Source organism: Streptomyces sp. KR55 (assembly GCF_052245645.1).
Lineage (GTDB): Bacteria > Actinomycetota > Actinomycetes > Streptomycetales > Streptomycetaceae > Streptomyces > Streptomyces flavusporus.
This window is the reverse complement of record NZ_JBQQCE010000079.1, coordinates 1-16,940: the sequence shown is the minus strand read 5'-3', so window position 1 is coordinate 16,940 and position 16,940 is coordinate 1. Positions and strand designations below refer to the sequence as shown.

Annotated in this window: 18 protein-coding genes and 2 pseudogenes; 11 read left to right on the top strand and 9 right to left on the bottom strand. The window is 67.8% G+C overall.

The genetic code is table 11. From position 1 onward, the window contains the following. Positions 1-155: 155 nt before the first annotated feature. Positions 156-398, bottom strand: a pseudogene (locus ACTWQJ_RS14380) (GNAT family N-acetyltransferase); the annotation flags it as partial. A gap of 265 nt (positions 399-663) precedes the next feature. Here ACTWQJ_RS14380 and ACTWQJ_RS14375 point away from each other — a divergent pair. Beyond that, on the top strand, positions 664-1,794 hold the full coding sequence (locus ACTWQJ_RS14375; protein ID WP_443307028.1) for a calcium-binding protein: 1,131 nt from the start codon (positions 664-666) through the stop codon (positions 1,792-1,794). Between the two features lie 125 nt (positions 1,795-1,919). Here ACTWQJ_RS14375 and ACTWQJ_RS14370 read toward each other — a convergent pair whose 3' ends face one another. After that, positions 1,920-2,324: an ATP-binding protein gene (locus ACTWQJ_RS14370; RefSeq protein ID WP_443307018.1), complete on the bottom strand. Its 405-nt coding sequence runs from the start codon at positions 2,322-2,324 to the stop codon at positions 1,920-1,922. Positions 2,325-2,436: 112 nt separating this feature from the next. Here ACTWQJ_RS14370 and ACTWQJ_RS14365 point away from each other — a divergent pair, with 112 nt between their 5' ends. Together ACTWQJ_RS14365 and ACTWQJ_RS14360 are read left to right on the top strand one after the other, a co-directional pair. Beyond that, on the top strand, positions 2,437-3,270 hold the full coding sequence (locus ACTWQJ_RS14365; protein WP_443307017.1) for a helix-turn-helix domain-containing protein: 834 nt from the start codon (positions 2,437-2,439) through the stop codon (positions 3,268-3,270). Continuing rightward, complete coding sequence (locus ACTWQJ_RS14360; protein WP_443307016.1) at positions 3,267-3,458, top strand: DUF397 domain-containing protein; 192 nt, start codon at positions 3,267-3,269, stop codon at positions 3,456-3,458. The genes ACTWQJ_RS14365 and ACTWQJ_RS14360 overlap by 4 nt, the downstream gene beginning before the upstream one ends. Before the next feature lie 10 nt (positions 3,459-3,468). Here ACTWQJ_RS14360 and ACTWQJ_RS14355 read toward each other — a convergent pair whose 3' ends face one another. Continuing rightward, entirely contained in the window at positions 3,469-4,044 is a 576-nt protein-coding gene (locus tag ACTWQJ_RS14355) for a hypothetical protein (RefSeq protein WP_443307015.1), read from the bottom strand. Positions 4,045-4,105: 61 nt separating this feature from the next. On the opposite strand from ACTWQJ_RS14355, the gene ACTWQJ_RS14350 reads away from it, so the two are divergent. Further along, complete coding sequence (locus ACTWQJ_RS14350) at positions 4,106-4,738, top strand: VOC family protein (RefSeq protein WP_443307014.1); 633 nt, start codon at positions 4,106-4,108, stop codon at positions 4,736-4,738. Between the two features lie 10 nt (positions 4,739-4,748). Here ACTWQJ_RS14350 and ACTWQJ_RS14345 read toward each other — a convergent pair whose 3' ends face one another. After that, positions 4,749-5,339: a hypothetical protein gene (locus tag ACTWQJ_RS14345; RefSeq protein WP_443307013.1), complete on the bottom strand. Its 591-nt coding sequence runs from the start codon at positions 5,337-5,339 to the stop codon at positions 4,749-4,751. A gap of 35 nt (positions 5,340-5,374) precedes the next feature. On the opposite strand from ACTWQJ_RS14345, the gene ACTWQJ_RS14340 reads away from it, so the two are divergent. Beyond that, a complete protein-coding gene (locus ACTWQJ_RS14340; protein ID WP_443307012.1) occupies positions 5,375-5,686 on the top strand; it encodes a hypothetical protein in 312 nt (103 codons plus the stop codon). Between the two features lie 72 nt (positions 5,687-5,758). Beyond that, complete coding sequence (locus ACTWQJ_RS14335; protein WP_443307011.1) at positions 5,759-6,205, top strand: DUF6234 family protein; 447 nt, start codon at positions 5,759-5,761, stop codon at positions 6,203-6,205. A gap of 7 nt (positions 6,206-6,212) precedes the next feature. Here ACTWQJ_RS14335 and ACTWQJ_RS14330 read toward each other — a convergent pair. Next, positions 6,213-6,491 (bottom strand): annotated as a pseudogene (locus ACTWQJ_RS14330) (transposase); the annotation flags it as partial. A gap of 856 nt (positions 6,492-7,347) precedes the next feature. On the opposite strand from ACTWQJ_RS14330, the gene ACTWQJ_RS14325 reads away from it, so the two are divergent. Continuing rightward, on the top strand, positions 7,348-10,698 hold the full coding sequence (locus ACTWQJ_RS14325) for a DNRLRE domain-containing protein (RefSeq protein ID WP_443307010.1): 3,351 nt from the start codon (positions 7,348-7,350) through the stop codon (positions 10,696-10,698). 66 nt (positions 10,699-10,764) lie between these two features. Here ACTWQJ_RS14325 and ACTWQJ_RS14320 read toward each other — a convergent pair whose 3' ends face one another. Both ACTWQJ_RS14320 and ACTWQJ_RS14315 read right to left on the bottom strand, forming a co-directional pair. Continuing rightward, positions 10,765-11,304: a hypothetical protein gene (locus ACTWQJ_RS14320; protein WP_443307009.1), complete on the bottom strand. Its 540-nt coding sequence runs from the start codon at positions 11,302-11,304 to the stop codon at positions 10,765-10,767. After that, complete coding sequence (locus ACTWQJ_RS14315; protein WP_443307008.1) at positions 11,301-11,834, bottom strand: hypothetical protein; 534 nt, start codon at positions 11,832-11,834, stop codon at positions 11,301-11,303. Before ACTWQJ_RS14315 ends, ACTWQJ_RS14320 begins: the two co-directional genes overlap by 4 nt. Positions 11,835-12,103: 269 nt before the next feature. On the opposite strand from ACTWQJ_RS14315, the gene ACTWQJ_RS14310 reads away from it, so the two are divergent. Continuing rightward, positions 12,104-12,913 carry a class I SAM-dependent methyltransferase gene (locus tag ACTWQJ_RS14310; RefSeq protein WP_443307027.1) on the top strand — a complete coding sequence of 270 codons (810 nt, stop codon included), beginning with the start codon at positions 12,104-12,106 and terminating at the stop codon, positions 12,911-12,913. Positions 12,914-13,115: 202 nt separating this feature from the next. Here the strand turns inward: ACTWQJ_RS14310 and ACTWQJ_RS14305 are convergent, their stop codons facing one another. Continuing rightward, positions 13,116-13,865, bottom strand: coding sequence for a class I SAM-dependent methyltransferase (locus ACTWQJ_RS14305; protein ID WP_443307007.1), 750 nt, complete (start codon positions 13,863-13,865; stop codon positions 13,116-13,118). A gap of 120 nt (positions 13,866-13,985) precedes the next feature. Continuing rightward, positions 13,986-14,741, bottom strand: coding sequence for a helix-turn-helix domain-containing protein (locus tag ACTWQJ_RS14300; protein WP_443307006.1), 756 nt, complete (start codon positions 14,739-14,741; stop codon positions 13,986-13,988). A gap of 190 nt (positions 14,742-14,931) precedes the next feature. Between ACTWQJ_RS14300 and ACTWQJ_RS14295 the strand changes: the two genes are divergently transcribed. The 3 genes from ACTWQJ_RS14295 to ACTWQJ_RS14285 form a co-directional block, all read left to right on the top strand. Next, positions 14,932-15,630 carry a DUF4097 family beta strand repeat-containing protein gene (locus ACTWQJ_RS14295; protein ID WP_443307026.1) on the top strand — a complete coding sequence of 233 codons (699 nt, stop codon included), beginning with the start codon at positions 14,932-14,934 and terminating at the stop codon, positions 15,628-15,630. 19 nt (positions 15,631-15,649) lie between these two features. Further along, entirely contained in the window at positions 15,650-16,612 is a 963-nt protein-coding gene (locus ACTWQJ_RS14290; RefSeq protein WP_443307005.1) for an ATP-binding cassette domain-containing protein, read from the top strand. Further along, the coding region (locus ACTWQJ_RS14285) for an ABC transporter permease (RefSeq protein WP_443307004.1) at positions 16,609-16,940 on the top strand (332 nt) is incomplete at its 3' end. The genes ACTWQJ_RS14290 and ACTWQJ_RS14285, both read left to right, overlap by 4 nt.

Genomic DNA, 16,940 nt, shown 5'->3' with positions numbered 1-16,940 from the left:
CGCAATTACGCCCAAGTTGGGCCAAACGAGCCATGCCTGATCTTGGTTCGTGGCGCGTGGAGTCCTGACGGACGAGCAGTGGGCGGTGCTGGAACCGTTGTTGCCGAAGGGTGTGAAGCTCGGCCGGCATCGTCAAGACCTGTGGATCGGTGAAGTTATCGCCCGATACTCCGGCACCATCGGATCTCGCCTTCGTGCCATTCATCGGTGGGCGTGAGCCCGGCGGCGGTGGCGACCGCAGCGGATGCCTGATGCTCGGGGTGGATGTGGGCGATGACAGCCTGCACCGGCAGCCGGCCGAGCCAGTCGACGAGTCCTCGGGCTGCTTCAGTGGCAATGTCTCTTCCCTGCCACGCAGTCCCCACCACCCAGGCGATCTCGGCGACGGGACCGTGACCGGTTGTAAGATCCGCTGCTTCGCTGGCAGTGCGTCCTGCGGAATCGCCGGAATCCGCGATCGGTGAGCACTGGCTCAGACGGTTGAGCGGCGAGCAAGCCGACATTGCTGGGCGACCCGCCGCGGGTCCCCCGTCGGGGTGTTGCAGCGGGTGAGGCCGGTGGTTCCTTCGGGCGGAGTCGCCGCCGCACCTGTGGATCGCCTTGTCAGTCCGGTAATGAGTCGTAGCAACAGTCCGGCCGACAAGGGATCGATGGGTGACGACGATGAGGTTGCAACGGGTATACGGCGGCGAGGGCCGGGGCCGGTCGGGGACGCGGCCGCGAAGACGCACCGCGCTGGCCGTCTCGGCGAGCGTCTTCGCGGCGGCTGCCATGGTCTTTCTCGGGGCTGCGGGGGCGGGCGCTGCGCAGCCGACGTGCTTCGGCCGCCCGGCGACGCAGCCGGGAAGCACCACCGGAACCGCCGGGTCGGACGTGATCATCGGCACCTCAGGAGCGGACACGCTCGACGGCAGGGGCGGAAACGACCTGATCTGCGGCCTGGGCGGCAATGACCGCCTCATCGGAGGCCCCGGCAACGATGCGGTCGACGGCGGCGACGGCAACGACGACCTGATCGGCGACACCTTCGCTCTGACAGGAGACGCGACGGCACCCACCGGAAGCGACCGGCTGCTCGGCGGCCCGGGCGACGACGGCATCGTGGGGGACAACTTTGCAGTCCAGGGCACCGCCACAGGGGCGTCCCCGGACACCGGGTTCGGCGGGACCGGCAACGACACCATGATTGGCGACAACAGAGGCGACAATGTGACCGGTGGAGCGAACGACCGCCTCGACGGCGGCGACGGCGACGACGGCCTCACCGGTGACTCGCTCGGTTTCTTCACGGCCCACGGTGCTGGGGACGACGTGCTTCTGGAAGGCCCCGGCCAGTTCGGTGACGTGACGGGTGACAGCGCTTCCTTCGTGGGGAACGCGAGCGGCAGCGGCGGTGACGACATCATCGACCTGGGACCGGACGGCGCCCTCTTCGCTTGGGGAGACCACTTGGCCTCGCAAGGCACCGCGACCGGCTCCGGCAACGACCGGATCACCGGTGGAAGCGGTGACGAGATCGAGATCGTCGGCGACAGTGGCGTCGGCAACCCCACAGGACTGACCGCCGGGAACGACGTCATCTCCGGGCGCGGCGGCAACGACACGCTCACCGGCGACAACGTCGGCCCCGACGGCCCGATCAACACCGTGGGCGGCGTGGACCGGATCCTCGGCGGCGACGGGGACGATACCCTCCGGGGCGGCCCCAACAACGACTTCCTCAACGGAGGCGCCGGAACGGACGCCTGCGACGGCGGACCGGGCAACGACATCGTCATCAACTGCGAGAGCTGACGACACCTGGTGATGGTCCCACCCACCGTCACCTATGCTCATGATCAGGTGGATTTGCTCGGCCAGTGCTCATGATCTGCCGACAGTGCTCACGGAATCGCAACTGGTCCGCGCCTGAAAGCCCCTCACCGGTCGACGAACACGCACCATACGATCTTCCCCGGATCCCGCTCCCCCACGCCCCACTTGTCCGCCAGCTCCGACACCAGCAGCAGCCCGCGCCCTCCCTCGCCGGGGTCCCGCTCGTCCGCCTGAGGTACGTTCGGCACGCCGTCCCCGCTGTCATGGACCTCGACGCGCACCCCGTCGTCGTACGACAGCCGGAGCAGGAAGCCTCGGCCGGGAGGGACGCCGTGCACGAGGGCGTTGGTGGCGAGTTCGCTGACGCACAGCACGATGTCGTACGCCCGTTCCCGCACGCCCCAGTCGACGAGCGCCTCGCGCGTGAACGCGCGGGCAGCGGGGACGGACTGACGTTCGCGGCGGAAGAGGCGTTCGCGCTGGGACGGGTGAGGAATCTCTGCGTTCACGTGACGAGAGTCACAGGCTGTAGTCATCATGAAACAGTGCGTGCGCTCGTACAGCTGGTTTGTACGGGTGCGCGACGGTGAACGTACGCGCGCGGGTGGGGAGTTGGACCGCATGGGCACCACAACACGGTCACGACGGTCACGGAAGAACGCCTCGGCGATGAAGATGGTGGGTGCGTTGCTCGCCCTCTATCGCGAGGCCGCTGGCTACACGCAGAAATCACTGGGTGAGCGGTTCGTCGTCGGCGAACAGCAGATCGCGTCGATCGAGCAGGGCCGACGGCCGCTGAAGCCGGATCTCGCCGAGCAGCTCGATGAACTCCTGGAGACCAAAGGCGCGTTGTCGACTGCGTTGAGCAGGATGCCGGAGGTGGATCTCGTGCCGATGTGGGCAGAGGAGTACCTGGATCAGGAGCGGGAAGCTGTCGCCATCTCGTGGTACGAGAGCCAGGTGATTCCGGGACTGCTCCAGACCGAAGCGTACGCACGGGCGGTCTTCCGCAGCCGCGTACCGGTCTACGACGAGGACGAGATCGAGCAGTTGGTGGCGGCACGCATCGAGCGGCGCGAGGTCCTGCACCGCAGGGTGCCGCCGATGACGAGCTTCGTGACCTGGGAGGCGGCCCTGCGAGACCGGCTGGGCGGGCGGGCCGTATACGTCGAACAACTGCGGCACCTGCGGGAGTACGCCGACCTGCCCGGTCTCACCTTGCAGGTCCTACCGCTGGGACGCACCTCGCACGCCGGGCTCGACGGACCCTTCATCCTGCTGGAGACCCCCGAGCATCAGAGGCTCGCCTATACCGAGACGCATCGCGGCAGCCAGCTGATCGCTGACCCGAATGAAGTGGCGATCCTCAATCAGAAGTATGCGATGCTGCGGACACAGGCCCTCACCATCGAGGACACGAGGGACCTGCTGGACCGTCTTCTGGGAGAGCAATGAGCGGCACGGCGCTTAAGTGGTTCAAGTCCAGCTACAGCGGCAGCGAAGGCGGCGCATGCATCGAAGTCGCCCTCCAGCCCACCGCCATCCACATCCGCGACTCCAAAACCCCCGCCACCCCCCACCTCACCGTCGCCCCCTCCGCCTGGACCGCCTTCCTGAAAGTTGCCAACAACCCTGGCTGTTGAGTCAGTTCGGTCAGCCGCCCGCTCCCACCTCGTTGTTGGGTGCGCCGTCGCCTACCGGGGGCAGGTCACCGCGTTCCACCGGCTCCGTGGCGTCGGGGGCGGCGGCCGGCAGGAGGGTGTCGAGTTCGGCGGCAGACGGGTGGTGGGCGCCGAGGGCGGCCTCCCGCAACACGTCACGGGAGACGCCGGGACCGCCGCCGACCCGCAGCACGTGGCCGTCCTTCGGTACGGCGTACTCGCGCTGGTCGCCGGTGCTGCGGAACCAGGCGTCGCCGTCGCGCGCGCAGTCGGGGCAGTTGGCAGAGGTGACGGTGCCCCGGTCGACGGTGAGCTGGATCTGCGCGCCGGCCTGCTGTGAGACGTAGACGGCGGAGAAGCCGTCGCCGCCGTGCACGCCGACGGACTGCTGGGCGAGGGTGAAGCCGTCCGCTTCGGTGACGTAGACATGTTCCGGCGCGATGCCCAACGCCGAGGCGCGGGAGGCGATTTCCGCCGGGTCGGCGGGCTCCTTCTCGGTGCCGCAGCCGGTGAGGAGCACGGGGATCAGCAGGGCCGCCAGGGGCAGCGCACGTACGGAACGCATCATGCGCCCATCCTGCCGCACAGGTGTTCCACAGTTGGGCGGAGGTTGCGTAGCCTCGGTGACGATGAACACGATTCCGGCACACCTGGACCATCTCGTCCTCGCAACGCCCGATCTGGCGGCGACGGTTGCCGACTTCACCCGGCGCACCGGTGTGGCACCGGCGGTCGGCGGCACGCATGTCGGTCTCGGGACCCGCAACTATCTGGTCGGTCTGGGCGGAACTGCTTACCTGGAGATCATCGGGCCGGACCCGGAACAGTCCACTCCCGAAGTGCCGCGCCCCTTCGGCGTCGACGAGTTGCCGGGACCGCGCACGCTCACCTGGGCGATCAGCCCTCCCGACCTCGACGCGGCGATCGCGGCCGCCCGCGCCCGGGGGTACGACCCCGGCCCGCCGCTCCCGATGAGCCGTCGGACCCCCGACGGCACGCTCCTGCAGTGGCGCCTGACCGACGGCGTGGCCGCCCACCCCTCGGGCCTGGTCCCCTTCCTCATCGACTGGGGCGCCTCACCCCACCCCACGGCGTCGGATCTGCCCACCACTCCCCTGCTGGCCCTCTCGGCCACCACCCCCGACCCGGCCCGGCTCCGTCCCCTCCTGACCGCCCTGGACACGGAACTCACCCTCGCCGAGGGCCCGGTGGGTCTGTCCTTCACGGTGGACACACCGCGGGGGCCGGTGCGGTTCAACTGAAGGGACAGGGCTAGGCAGAAGCGACCAGGAACACAAACAGGAGGATGAACCCCACAGTGAGCGGGGCAAGTCCGACGCCGACCTGTGCCCAGGCCACGGTCTCGATCAAGCTCAGGTGGGTGACGCCCAGCGCACCCAGCGCCGCCATCACTGCGGTGACCAGATCCACCACAAGCGCGTACCCGGCGACAAACTGCGGCAGAGGCTGCCCTGTTCGTTCACGGCCGTTCGAGACCGGAGCGAAGGTCAGTGCCAGACATGCGGCCAGGACGACGGCGATTCCGGCTGTCGTGGCGAGCAGGACGAGGTACGTGCTGGTGCTGGGAGTTGGTGCCCCTCGCACCTCGAAAAGCAAGCCCACTCCACCCAAGAACGCCATGAACATCCCCCACGCTGCGATGTCGCCGGCGATCCTGCAGGCTGTATCGAGGATGCCGGCGTCGCTTTTGCGGTACGCCCGGAAGAACACGACGCTGACCAGCAGTGCGGCGGCTGCGACGACGCAACCGCCGAACAACAGCCACCGCGCCTCATCCGCCTGGGCCCCCTCGGATGCCGCGTGCGAGAACGCCGACGCGAGGACCATCGCGTTGTGGACCACGTCCCCAGAATACTGTCAGTGTCGGCAAGTCGGTCATGAGCTGGCAGATCATCAACAACCAGGCCGTCGACAACTCCAAGCGGTTCACCAGCTTCAAGATCACGACGCGGATCGAGGAGCGACTGACCAAGATCAGCGAGGACCACGTCGTCACGTCGAAGACGTGCGACTGGACCAAGCTCGTCAACGACAACTACTCGTGGTTCCTGGTGGAGCCGAACACCTGCGTCGCGCCGTCCACGGTCTACGGCGGCGAGCTGTGGTGGTCGACGGACACGACGATCGTCTACGACGGCAAGGGCGCCATCACCCAGGAACTCCTCGGTTCGCCTCTGATCCACGGCTGACGTCCGCACAACGCCGGGTCCTGAGTACCTGCACTCAGGACCCGGTCCTGCTTTCGAGGAAAATTTGCGCCCATGACCGACCCCGCCTCTCCAAGGCCCTCCGGCCTGCCGCAGTTCCGCGGTGACAACGTGCCGTCCCCGCGAACCGGACGCCGGTGGCTGCCCCTCGCCGGGGACATCGCCCTGGCCGCCGGGCTGCTCGTCCTCGACGGCATCGGGGCCGTCGCGGCCTTCCTGCTCGGCATCGACTACAGCGGCTGGAAGCCGTTCGATCCCGGAGCGGACAACTCCGACATCTCTCTCACCCCCAACTGGCTGTACGTAGGCATCGCCGGCGGTGTCATGCTGCTGACCGCAGCACTGCTGTACCGGCTCCGCGCCGTCGTCAGCGCCTGCCTGCAGGTACTCGTCGGCATCGCCGTACTGGTCATCGCCATGGGCGGCACGCAGATCGACGAACTCCGCGGCGCCCGGCCCGACGCGTCCATGTCCGGCCACCTGGCCGCATGGCACCGCTGATCACCACCGGCCCCAGCCGGACGGCGTCCAGCACGGCGGTCCACGAGGTGCGCCCGGTCTCCAGGGCCGCGACAAAGGAGTAGGGCCAGCCGGGGATGAACTGATCCGCGCTGCGGCCTCGCCCGTAGACGTGGCAGAACAGCAACTCCGCACTGGTGGGGGCGTCGGGCCGCAGCCAGTTACTCACATCGACCGCGAGGACGATCCGCCCGTCGGCGGCGCGGGGCAGCGGCGTGGAGGCAAGCAGCCTGCGCAGGCTGCGTAGTTCCAGCCAGCCGTGGTTGACCTTGGGCGGATCCCGGCCTTCCTCCACGCGGATCTCAACCCGCCGCCAGGCGACGTAATCGCAGACCGTGGCATAGGAGATGCCTTCCATCTCGTGCTCGGCGATCAGCCGGTCGTAGATCCGCTTGATGGTGTGCCGCTGTTTGCGCGGGGCATCGAGGTCGGCCCGCAAGATGTCGTCGATCGCGTTCTTGAACGGGTCCAGCCGGGACTTTCTGGGCGGCATCTTCTTGCGGGGCTTGGGCCACGCGGAAGCCAGGGCTTCCCGCACCGTCCGCAGGTGAACTCCATACCTGCGTGCCAGAGCACGGATCGACAGCCCTGCCATCCGGGAGTCCCAGCGGATCGCGGCGAACAGTTCGACCTTGGTCTTCGGCGGCATCCTTGCCTCCTCGCGGCAGGAGCACACCGATCCTCCCACCACAATCCCGCGGGTGGGGCCAAAACTCGCTCAAACGCCTTTCGCGCCAAGGTCACTGGGGCCACCGCTCACCCGTAGGTGGGGCCAAAACTCACTCCCAGAACCACTTGACACCCTCTCAGAACCCGGCAGCTTCTCCGCAAGCTCGATTTTCAGCCACAGCGGCCATGGGGGCCGTATCCGTGTCGGCACCATTTCGTCTCGCCGCGGTGCGCCCCGCGGCCCGTCGCCCTGAGCGCCCGCTGTGATCCATCCGACGTTTGGGCATACACATCCCCCTGCCACCAAGGGCGCCTGCCGCCAGGGAAGTTGAACGGAATCCGCACGTCCTGAAATCAGCTCCATGGGTGTTGATCTTCCTGCCTAGAGTTCTGCCGCCCGTGCGGTTTTCGCACAAGCGTTTGAGTTTGACCTAGCGGGAAGGACACGGCACCTCGTGTATCCATCCACCCAACCCACCACGCCAAGACGCAGAAGACGCAACCGGCTCGCGGCAGCCGCCGCACTGCTGCTGACCGCCGAGGTCGGCATCGCCGCCACCGGCCAGGCCGCCGCGGCTCCCGTCCCGGAGCGCACCGCGGAGGCGACCAGCGAGCCGGCCAAGGCCTCCCAGCCGTCCAAATCGGAGATCCACAAAGTCGACACGCAAGGGGCGGCCCGGCACGCCAAGGGCTCGAAGGCGTGGGCGATCCTCGAGGCGAAGAAGACCGGCAAGAAGGTCGTCGCCCACGACGAGACGACGGCCACCTCCTACACCGTGGCCAACCCCGACGGTACCCTCACCACCGAGCTGACCTCCGGGCCCGAGCGGGTCTGGCGGGCCGGCAAGTGGCGCAAGGTCGACGCCACCCTGACCAGGGCCGGCGACGGAACCGTGAAGGCCAAGGAGCACCCCAACGGGCTGCGCCTGGCCGGCAAGGGCGGCACCGCGCCGCGCTCGCTGGCCGCCGCCAAGGACGCCGCCCCGCGCGATCTCGTCACCCTCGGCAGCGGCGACCAGGCGGTGACGCTGCAGTGGAAGGGCGGTCTTCCCGCGCCGGAGCTGAACGGCACCACCGCCCGCTACCGGGAGGCTGTGCCCGGCGCCGACGTCATCGTCGAGGCCACGCGGACCGGCTTCGAGCAGTACGTGGAGATGGACAAGAAGCCCTCCGGCGCCTACTCCTACACACTGCCGGTCAAGGCCAAGGGGCTGAAGGCCAAGGCGAACAAGGACGGGTCGGTGACGTTCACCGACGCCGAGACCGGTGAACGGCGCGCGACGATGCCCGCCCCGGTCATGTGGGACGCCTCGGTGGACAAGCGGTCCGGCGAGCACACCCGCCGGGCCCGCGTCGCCATGAAGGTCGTGAACAAGGGCACCGGCCGCATCGACCTGGTCGTCACGCCCAGCGCGGACTTCCTCGCCGACCCCAAGACCCAGTACCCGGTCACGGTCGACCCCTCGACCTCCGCCCTGGCCTCCACCTTCGACACCTACGTGCAGCGCGGCGAAACGGTCGACTGGTCTGCCGACACCGAACTCGACTTCGGCAACCCCGGCACCACCAACCCGGACGGCACCACCCGCGTGGCCCGGTCCTTCATCCACTGGAACACCACGCCCATCCAGGACGCGTTGATCATCGACACGAACCTGGCGCTGTGGAACTTCCACTCCGGCAACACCGACTGCACCAACCAGGAGTGGACGATCTGGGACACCACCCAGGCATCCACCTCCTCCCGGTGGACCAACCAGCCCACCTGGAACCAGCAGTACCACTCCTCCAACCAGACCCGCGGCAACCTCAGCTGCACCGGCACCCAGCCCGACGGCTGGATCAACGCCGACGTCGACACCCTCGTCCAGACCTGGGCCTCGGCGAAGGCGACCCGCGGCTACATGGGCCTGCGCGCAGCCACCGACGACACCCGCGCCTGGAAACGCGTCAACTCCGGCAACGCCACCACGAACCAGCCGAAGCTGACCGTGACCTACAACTACCGTCCCTCCGACGGCACGGCGCAGCAGGCTGGTCCGCCCTTCAAGACCTACAACGATGTGTGGGGTGTCAACACCCTCACGCCGACGCTCAGGGACACGTTCGCGGACGCGGACGGCGACAAGGTCAGCGGTAGCTTCCAGGTCTACGACGCGGAAACCAACACGCCGATCACCACGCCGGCCGGAGACGGCGTGCTCGTCTCCGACTTCGTCACGCCCGGCGAGTGGGCGACCGTGCAGGTCCCGGACGGGCAGCTCGTCGACGGCAAGATGTACAAGTTCCGCACCAACGCCTACGACGGCACCCACTACAACCTGGGCTGGTCCCCGTGGCGGACGTTCGTCGTGGAGACCGCCGCCGCCGGTGTTCCCACCAATCTTCAGCCCGGCGACACCTACACGATCAACGATCCCGCGCTGATCGCCGACCCCGCCCAGGTTGAGCAAGTCCTGAACAGGGACGGCAATCTGGAAGCGCTCGGCATCAAGCCGCGCACCGGCCCGTCCGCTGAGCAGCCTGCCGCGGCAAAGGCGGCGCCTGGCACGACAAAGGCGCCGACTGTCGGGACAAAGGCTGCCTGGGAGCGCACGTACACCGTTCCCAGCCAGCGATTCAACCGCGGTCGCAAGCCCGAGAACAACGGCCAGGATCCGTACGAATACATCGCCGACGTCGACGAATGCCACAACGCTGACGACTCGGACAACACAGCCGGGTGGATCAAGAACCGTTTCTCGTACTGCCAGGAGACCTTGACGGTCATGCCGGCGATCAAGTGTGGGTGGTGGCCCCCCGGCTGCTATCTGCAAGGCACCTTCATCTCGACCAACACCCTTATCGGCCGAGGCCAGATAGGCGGCTTGAACGGCAGCACGCTGACCCGGTTCGCCGAATTCGACTTCAATGTGGATGTCTTCATATCCAGCGGCGATTTCAACCAGGTCGGCGCCAAGTTGGAAGCGAAGCTGGAGTGCGAGGGAGACTGGGACATCGGAGTTCCGGGCGACCCCACGGCAGAGGACGCCTGCCAGCCTGGCGTCTATACCGGCCGCAGTGATTCACCCAGCCAGTGGAAGTACAACGGCGACACAAAGTTCGACCTGTGGTCACTGGCGCCCAAGCTGCCCGATGTCGCCCATGGCGATCAGATCGCCACGGGCCTGTTCACCCCGGTCCTCAAGTTCACGATCCCTGGCTACTCCCAGGTCATACCCTCCGAGGGCGAGCAGGGGGAAATTCGCTTCGACAGCGCCGCCTACAACGTACGAGCAAAGGCGGGTTCTGTTTTCCCCGATGCCACACCAGCCCTGCGCTACGACCGGAGCGACAATTCCGATGCCACTGCTCCCGTGGAGCCGTACATCGGGGTAGCCGCGGTCGCGGACCACATCGGCGACGCTCTTGACGACCCGGGCAGCACTTACCCGACGAAGAGCGACAAGAATCTGCCCGGCGGGAGTGCCTTGAACCCGATGCACCGCCTCGTACCGGGCTTCGGACCGAGCGAGCAGGCACGCTACGACGCCAACCGCTCCGTCGTCTCCTCCACGTGCAACAACGCCGCCGTCCCGGGTCGACCCACGGCGGGAGAGCAGCGCGACTGCGACGAATTCCCCTTCGCCTCCAGTTACCAGGGGGCCGCGCGCTACCAGTACGAGGGTGATCCGTACCGCGACGACTTCTCCGTCCGCTACATCGACTCGGACGAGAATCAAGAAGCCGGGCGGCGTCTCGGCGCCTGGTACGACAATGACCGGATCCTGAGCCATGACCCGTTCATAGTCGTCATCGGCGACTGACCGGGACATCTGGTCTGAGATGGTCATCATGCGGGGCCGGTCCACCAGACCGGCCCCGCATTTCTTTCACTCAGTCTCTTCACTGGCGGCTGTGCGCCAGATCTGGACCAGGCAGTATTGATCTGCGCCATTCAGTTTCTCTTCGTGCCCCGGCGGCATGGGCAAGGGTTCCCGGCGTCCCGCCAACGGAGAGGTGAAAGGCCCGCCTGCGCGATTGAATATCCACTGCCATCGCATCCGGTACAGGCCGGACGAGGGCAGGATCAAGGGGACTTCTTTCTGCCCCCCGTCGATGGTTTCCAGCGCGAGGTCGCCGCCGGGAAGCTCCACCTCCACGTCCTCCGCACCGGACCACTCAGCATCGCTTGCCGGAGGGACGGTTGACCAACTCTCCAACCGCACAGACGCCCGGATTACTTGGGGCGGCACCTGTAGATAGACCATGCCAGGGGCGGAAAGGAGCCAATTCGTGCGATCCGCATGTGGTGCATACGTATCGACACTCGTATCAACCAGCCCAAAGATGCGATAACTTGGAGAAACCACGGTCTCGAAAACATCCAGTAGCCTGCTCAAGGGCACCTCGCACGTCATCAGTTGAGTCACGAGCAGCATAATGCCCCCGGATTAGTCGACGGCCTTGTGCTTGGTGAGTTGATGTAAGCGGCCGACGAGGTAGGCGGCCGCGTCGGTGCCCTGGGTTCCATGCCGAATAGAAGGCCGGCGACGAGGGGGCGATGATGACCTCGAAGACGTCCTGTGCGCTGGGCACGTCGGCTCCTCGTGCGGGCGCGGTCGAGCATGGCCTGCATCTCGTCGAAACGGCGGGCCAGAATGGGAGGCAACTCGTCCTCGGTGTCGTTGCCGAGGCGGACCGCTACGAGGGCCCGTAGGAAGAGGATGCCGTCGGCGCCCGAGAGTTCGTCGGCGGCCTGACGGGCGTAGGTCTCCATGTCGGGGGTGAAGTCGCCCGTGTCGGGCACGGGCGAGCGGGATGCGAGGCGGTCGCCGACCACGTCGAGGACGATGCCGTCGACGCCGCCCCAGCGGCGGTAGAGGGTGCCGAGGTGGACGCCGGAGCGAGGCGGCGTTGCCCGGCCGGTGGTCGCCACCGACGACCCGGCCCTGAACGTCACCCGAAGCCGCCTCGGACGCCTCACGCGCCAAGGCTTCCTCATCCAACCCGGACGCGGCATCTACCAGAAACGGACTTGACGCCCTCCCACAGCGGCCGTTCCTTCACGCGACGTTGCTCGGCACCTCGAAGCGTGAAGAACGGCCGCCCTGCTGTCTCACGAAGAAGCCAAGATCAGCAGGTCAGGTGACCCGGCGAGGTTAAAACAACAAGCTTAGGGTCGTGACAACACATCGATCTTGGCTGAGGTTGGGGAGAGGGCTGATGTCGATTACGACGTTCGACAAGAGTGAGCGGCTCATATGGGCGGGCCAGGGTGCCGCTTATGCCGGAAGCTTCGCCAGGCTGTGCGCCTATCCGGTGCCGCAGTTGCTCGATGCCGCTGAGGTAGGGCCTGGCGCGCGAATGCTGGATGTAGGGACTGGGCCGGGGACGGTCGCTGCTGCCGCGTTTGCCCGAGGTGCGACGGTGACGGCCGTGGATGCGGAGTCGACCATGGTCGAGTTGGCCAAGCAGGCCGCACCTGCGGCCGACGTGCGCATGGCCGCTCTTCCTGAGCTCCCGTTCACCGACGGAGAGTTCGACGCCGTCGTGGCCAACTTCGTGCTGAACCACATGGGCCAGCCCAAGGTGGCCCTGGCCGAGCTGCGCCGTGTCGTGAAGCCCAACGGTTGGATCGCGTTGACGATATGGGCGGTGCCGCCGGCCGCGGGACAAACTTTGATCGGCCACGCGATCCAAGCCGCAGGTGCGGTGCGTCCACCACACCTGCCTGCGGGACTGGCCCCTGACGAAGAGTTTCCCCGTGATGAGAGCGGCCTGACTGGACTGATGAATGCGGCAGGGCTGCGCGCGGCGGTGTGCGAGACCTTGCGCTGGGATCACCGCGCGAGCGCCGACGAGTGGTGGAGCGGACCTGCGAGTGGAGTGGCGTTCGGCGGTCAGATGGTGCAGAGCCAGACCCCCCGGATCCGCGCCGAGATCAAGCGCCACTTCGACCTATTCAGCACAGAGTTTGCTGACGAGGACGGTGTGCTGACGTTGCCGCATGCGGCGTTGCTCGCTCGTGCACGTCGGTGACCTGGTCTGCTTCTGTCACGCAGCGGGCGCCACTGCCTGGCCCGACAGGCCGATGAACAGAACACGGCCGCGGGTCGGCCTCAGCCGTTCGCCGCAGCCCTGGCAGTTCCTTTCCTCGGTCCATCCAGCGTCCTCGGACAGGGGCAAGCGGGAGGCCGACCTCGAACCGGACGCGACGCTGGAGCGCTCGACCGAAAACCACTCACCGTCGTATCCGCTGCGCGCCACCCGGCTTGCGCGCCACGAACACAAACTCCCGCCCGGGTCTGTCGGGAGCGTCGCGGACGTCGTCCACCGTGAAGCCCGCGTCGAGAAGATCCGCCTCCGCCTCCTCGCGTGAGCGGAACCGCAGGGTGGAGTCCGAGGTCAGGCGTGCGCCGTCCGTCGCGAACACGAAAGTCCAGCGGAAGGTCACCAACGGCCCGTCGGCGTCGGTCACTTCGACCCAGTTCTCGACCGCACCGACGCCGGGGACGTCCGTGACGCGGTGGGTGGCGTCACGGTTCCACTCCTCCCAGGCGCGGCGGGCCGGGTCGCGGGTCTCGAAGACCAGGTGTCCGCCCGGTTGCAGGGCGGCGTGGGCCGCCCGCAGGGTTGCCCGCCACACCTGCGGGTCGGCGATGGCCTGGGCGACGTTGCCGGTCATCGTCGCGAGGTCCGCCTGGAGCGGTGGAAGCGCGGTCGCGTCGCCGTGAATCCAGCGGACGCGGTCGCCGCCCGGTTTCGCGCGGGCGACATAAAGGGACGCTTGCGCGGGATCGATGCCGACGACCTCGATGCCGTGGTCGGCCAGCAGCAGCGCGAAGACGCCCGTTCCGCAGCCGATGTCCAGCACCCGGCGTGCGGCGAACTCCCGGGTGATGCCGAGGTAGGCATCGAGGTCGCTGCGGTCGGAGTCGAGCACGTCGTAGATCGCGGCCAGTCGCGGGTGCCCGAAGATCGCGTCAACCATGCAGGCGACGGTAGGGAGGCGGGCGGGGGCGGGCAAGTGGATTACCCGGCACTCAGCTTGTCTTTCCAGGTGGAAGGATCCGGCGCGGGCAGCACTGGCTGTGACCGTCGAGACGGCCGTCTATCCGCGACCTGAACTTGGCTCGGCAGTGGCGCCCGAGGGCGTTTCGGGTTTCGTGTGGAGAACCTCGCGGGCCTGCTCCGCGGCCCGGATGGTGCTCTCGCTGACGAAGCCGAGGAAGCGGGCGGTGTTCTCGAGGCGGGCGCCGGCCGGGGTGTCGGGGCCGAGGATGCCGACACCCTGCCGTGCGGTCTCGATGACCTGGGCGAGGGACCGGGCGCTGGCGATCATCGACTGGTACCAGATGTCGTCGTCGACGACGTAGCGCTCGCGGCGGCGTTCGTCGCGTTCCCGGCGGACGAAGCCCTGGCTCTCGAGGAACGCGATCGCTTTGGAGATGGACGCCGGGCTGACCTGGAGGCGCTGGACGAGTTCGGACGCGGTGAGGCTGCCGGCGTCGGTGAGGGTGAGGCAAGCCATCACCCGGGACATCATCTTGGGCATGCCCGAAGCCATGAGGACGGTGGTGAACACCTCCTCGTACTCGCGCACGGCCTCGGCGTCACGCCCGTGCAGCTGGGGGGCCGGCTCCGACCCTTGGGGCGGAGTCTGCCTGCGTCGGCGGGTGCGGCGTTCGGTGGCGCGGTGGGCCAGGTCGGCGCGGTAGGCGGTGGGGCCGCCGTTGCGCATCACCTCACGCGTGATCGTCGAGGTCGGGCGGTCCAGGCGTCGGGCGATCTCGGCGTAGGCGAGGCCGTCGGCCAGTCCCAGCGCGATCTGCTGGCGTTCCTGCTGGGTGAGTCTGCCTCCGGGCATCGCGGTCTCCTTCGTACTCCTTGCGTGCCTCCACCATAGCGTTCAGCTTCAATTTATTGCAACGCTCAGGCCGAAGGCCGTTGCATTACCCTCGAGACCATTGCAACACTTTCTTGGCTTTCACCTGCACTGATGGAGATTCATCGCAACATGCTTGTTGCCAGAACATTGAACGCAACGTAGCTTTTCCATCGTCCGAAACAACGAGTCGCAGGAGCCCGCGAGGCAGAAGTTCGACACCCCCGCCCCGATCTCCGCCGTCCTCGACATCCCCGCCGGGCGCATCCAGCTCATCGCCGCAGACCGCGCCGACACCACCGTCGAGGTCCTGCCCGCCAACCCCTCCAAGAGCCGCGACACCAAGACCGCTGAGCAGACCACCGTCGCCTACGCCGACGGCGTCCTGCGACTCGAGGCCGCACCGGCCAAGAACCAGGCCTTCGGCCCCTCCGGAGCCATCGAGGTGACCATCCAGCTGCCCGCCGGCTCCCGCATCGAGGCCAAGGCCGCCGGCGCCGAGCTCCGCGGCGTCGGACGCCTCGGCGACGTCACCTTCGAAGGCGCGTACCACCAGATCAAGATCGACGAGGCCGCGAGCGTCCGCCTCACCGCGACCGACGGCGACGTCGAGGTCGGTCGGCTGGGCGGCCCCGCGGAGATCAGCACCGCACGGGGCGACATCCGAATCGCCGAGGCCGTGCGCGGCACGGTCGTGCTGCGCACCCAGTCCGGCGACATTTCGGTCGCCGCCGCCGCCGGCGTCTCGGCCGCCCTGGACGCCGGCACCGACTACGGCCGCGTCAGCAACGCCCTCAAGAACGACGGCACCGCCGAACTCGACATCCACGCGACCACCGCCTACGGCGACATCACCGCCCGCAGCCTCTGAGCCTCAAGGAGCTCCCCTCATGACCAACCTGGCCATCGCGGCGAACGGGCTGCGCAGGTCCTACGGCGACAAGATCGTGCTCGACGGTATCGACCTGACCGTCCCGGCCGGCACGGTCTTCTCCCTGCTCGGCCCGAACGGCGCCGGCAAGACCACCGCCGTCAAGATCCTCTCCACCCTCATCACCGCCGACGCCGGCGACCTGCACGTCGGCGGCCACGACCTGGCCGCCGACCCACAGGCCGTGCGCGCCGCGATCGGCGTCACCGGGCAGTTCTCCGCCGTCGACGGCCTGATCACCGGCGAGGAGAACATGCTCCTCATGGCGGACCTGCACCACCTGTCCAAGCACGAGGGGCAGCGGGTCGCCGCCGAACTGCTGGAGCGCTTCGACCTCGTCGACGCCGCCAAGAAGCCCGCCTCCACCTACTCCGGCGGCATGAAGCGCCGCCTCGACATCGCCATGACCCTGGTCGGCAACCCGCGGATCATCTTCCTCGACGAGCCCACCACCGGCCTCGACCCCCGCTCCCGCCACAACATGTGGCAGATCATCCGCGAGCTCGTCTCCGACGGCGTCACCGTCTTCCTCACCACCCAGTACCTGGAGGAGGCCGACGAACTCGCCGACCGTATCGCCGTGCTCAACGACGGCAAGATCGCCGCCGAGGGAAGCGCCGACGAGCTCAAGCGGCTCATCCCGGGCGGGCACGTCCGGCTCCGCTTCACCGACCCGGCCGCCTACCAGTCCGCCGCCTCCGCGCTGCGTGAGGTCACCAGGGACGACGAGGCGCTGGCGCTGCAGATCCCCAGCGACGGCAGCCAGCGCGAGCTGCGCTCCATCCTCGACTGGCTGGACTCGGCCGGTATCGAGGCGGACGAGCTGACCGTGCACACGCCCGACCTCGACGACGTGTTCTTCGCCCTGACCGGCTCCACCGTGCCGAGCCAGCCCAACGAGCCCAAGGAGGCCGTCCGATGAGCTCCCTCTCCCTCGCCGTGCGCGACTGGTCCACGATGCTGCGCCGCAACCTGCTGCACGCGCGGCGCTACCCGTCGCTGACCCTGAACCTGCTGCTGACGCCGGTCATGCTGCTGCTGCTCTTCGTCTACATCTTCGGCGACGTGATGAGCGCGGGCATCGGTGGCGGCGGCGCCGACCGTTCCGACTACATCGCCTATATCGTCCCGGGCCTGTTGATGATGACCATCGGCAGCACCGTGATCGGGGCCGCGATCGCCGTCTCCATGGACATGACCGAGGGCCTCATCGCCCGCTTCCGTACGATGGCGATCCACCGCGGGTCGGT

Bases quoted from the DNA above. Each gene is read 5' to 3' on its own strand.
- ACTWQJ_RS14375 (WP_443307028.1), top strand. From the start codon at position 664: ATGAGGTTGCAACGGGTATACGGCGGCGAGGGCCGGGGCCGGTCGGGG.
- ACTWQJ_RS14365 (WP_443307017.1), top strand. From the start codon at position 2,437: ATGGGCACCACAACACGGTCACGACGGTCACGGAAGAACGCCTCGGCG.
- ACTWQJ_RS14360 (WP_443307016.1), top strand. From the start codon at position 3,267: ATGAGCGGCACGGCGCTTAAGTGGTTCAAGTCCAGCTACAGCGGCAGC.
- ACTWQJ_RS14355 (WP_443307015.1), bottom strand. From the start codon at position 4,044: ATGATGCGTTCCGTACGTGCGCTGCCCCTGGCGGCCCTGCTGATCCCC.
- ACTWQJ_RS14350 (WP_443307014.1), top strand. From the start codon at position 4,106: ATGAACACGATTCCGGCACACCTGGACCATCTCGTCCTCGCAACGCCC.
- ACTWQJ_RS14340 (WP_443307012.1), top strand. From the start codon at position 5,375: ATGAGCTGGCAGATCATCAACAACCAGGCCGTCGACAACTCCAAGCGG.
- ACTWQJ_RS14335 (WP_443307011.1), top strand. From the start codon at position 5,759: ATGACCGACCCCGCCTCTCCAAGGCCCTCCGGCCTGCCGCAGTTCCGC.
- ACTWQJ_RS14305 (WP_443307007.1), bottom strand. From the start codon at position 13,865: ATGGTTGACGCGATCTTCGGGCACCCGCGACTGGCCGCGATCTACGAC.
- ACTWQJ_RS14300 (WP_443307006.1), bottom strand. From the start codon at position 14,741: ATGCCCGGAGGCAGACTCACCCAGCAGGAACGCCAGCAGATCGCGCTG.
- ACTWQJ_RS14290 (WP_443307005.1), top strand. From the start codon at position 15,650: ATGACCAACCTGGCCATCGCGGCGAACGGGCTGCGCAGGTCCTACGGC.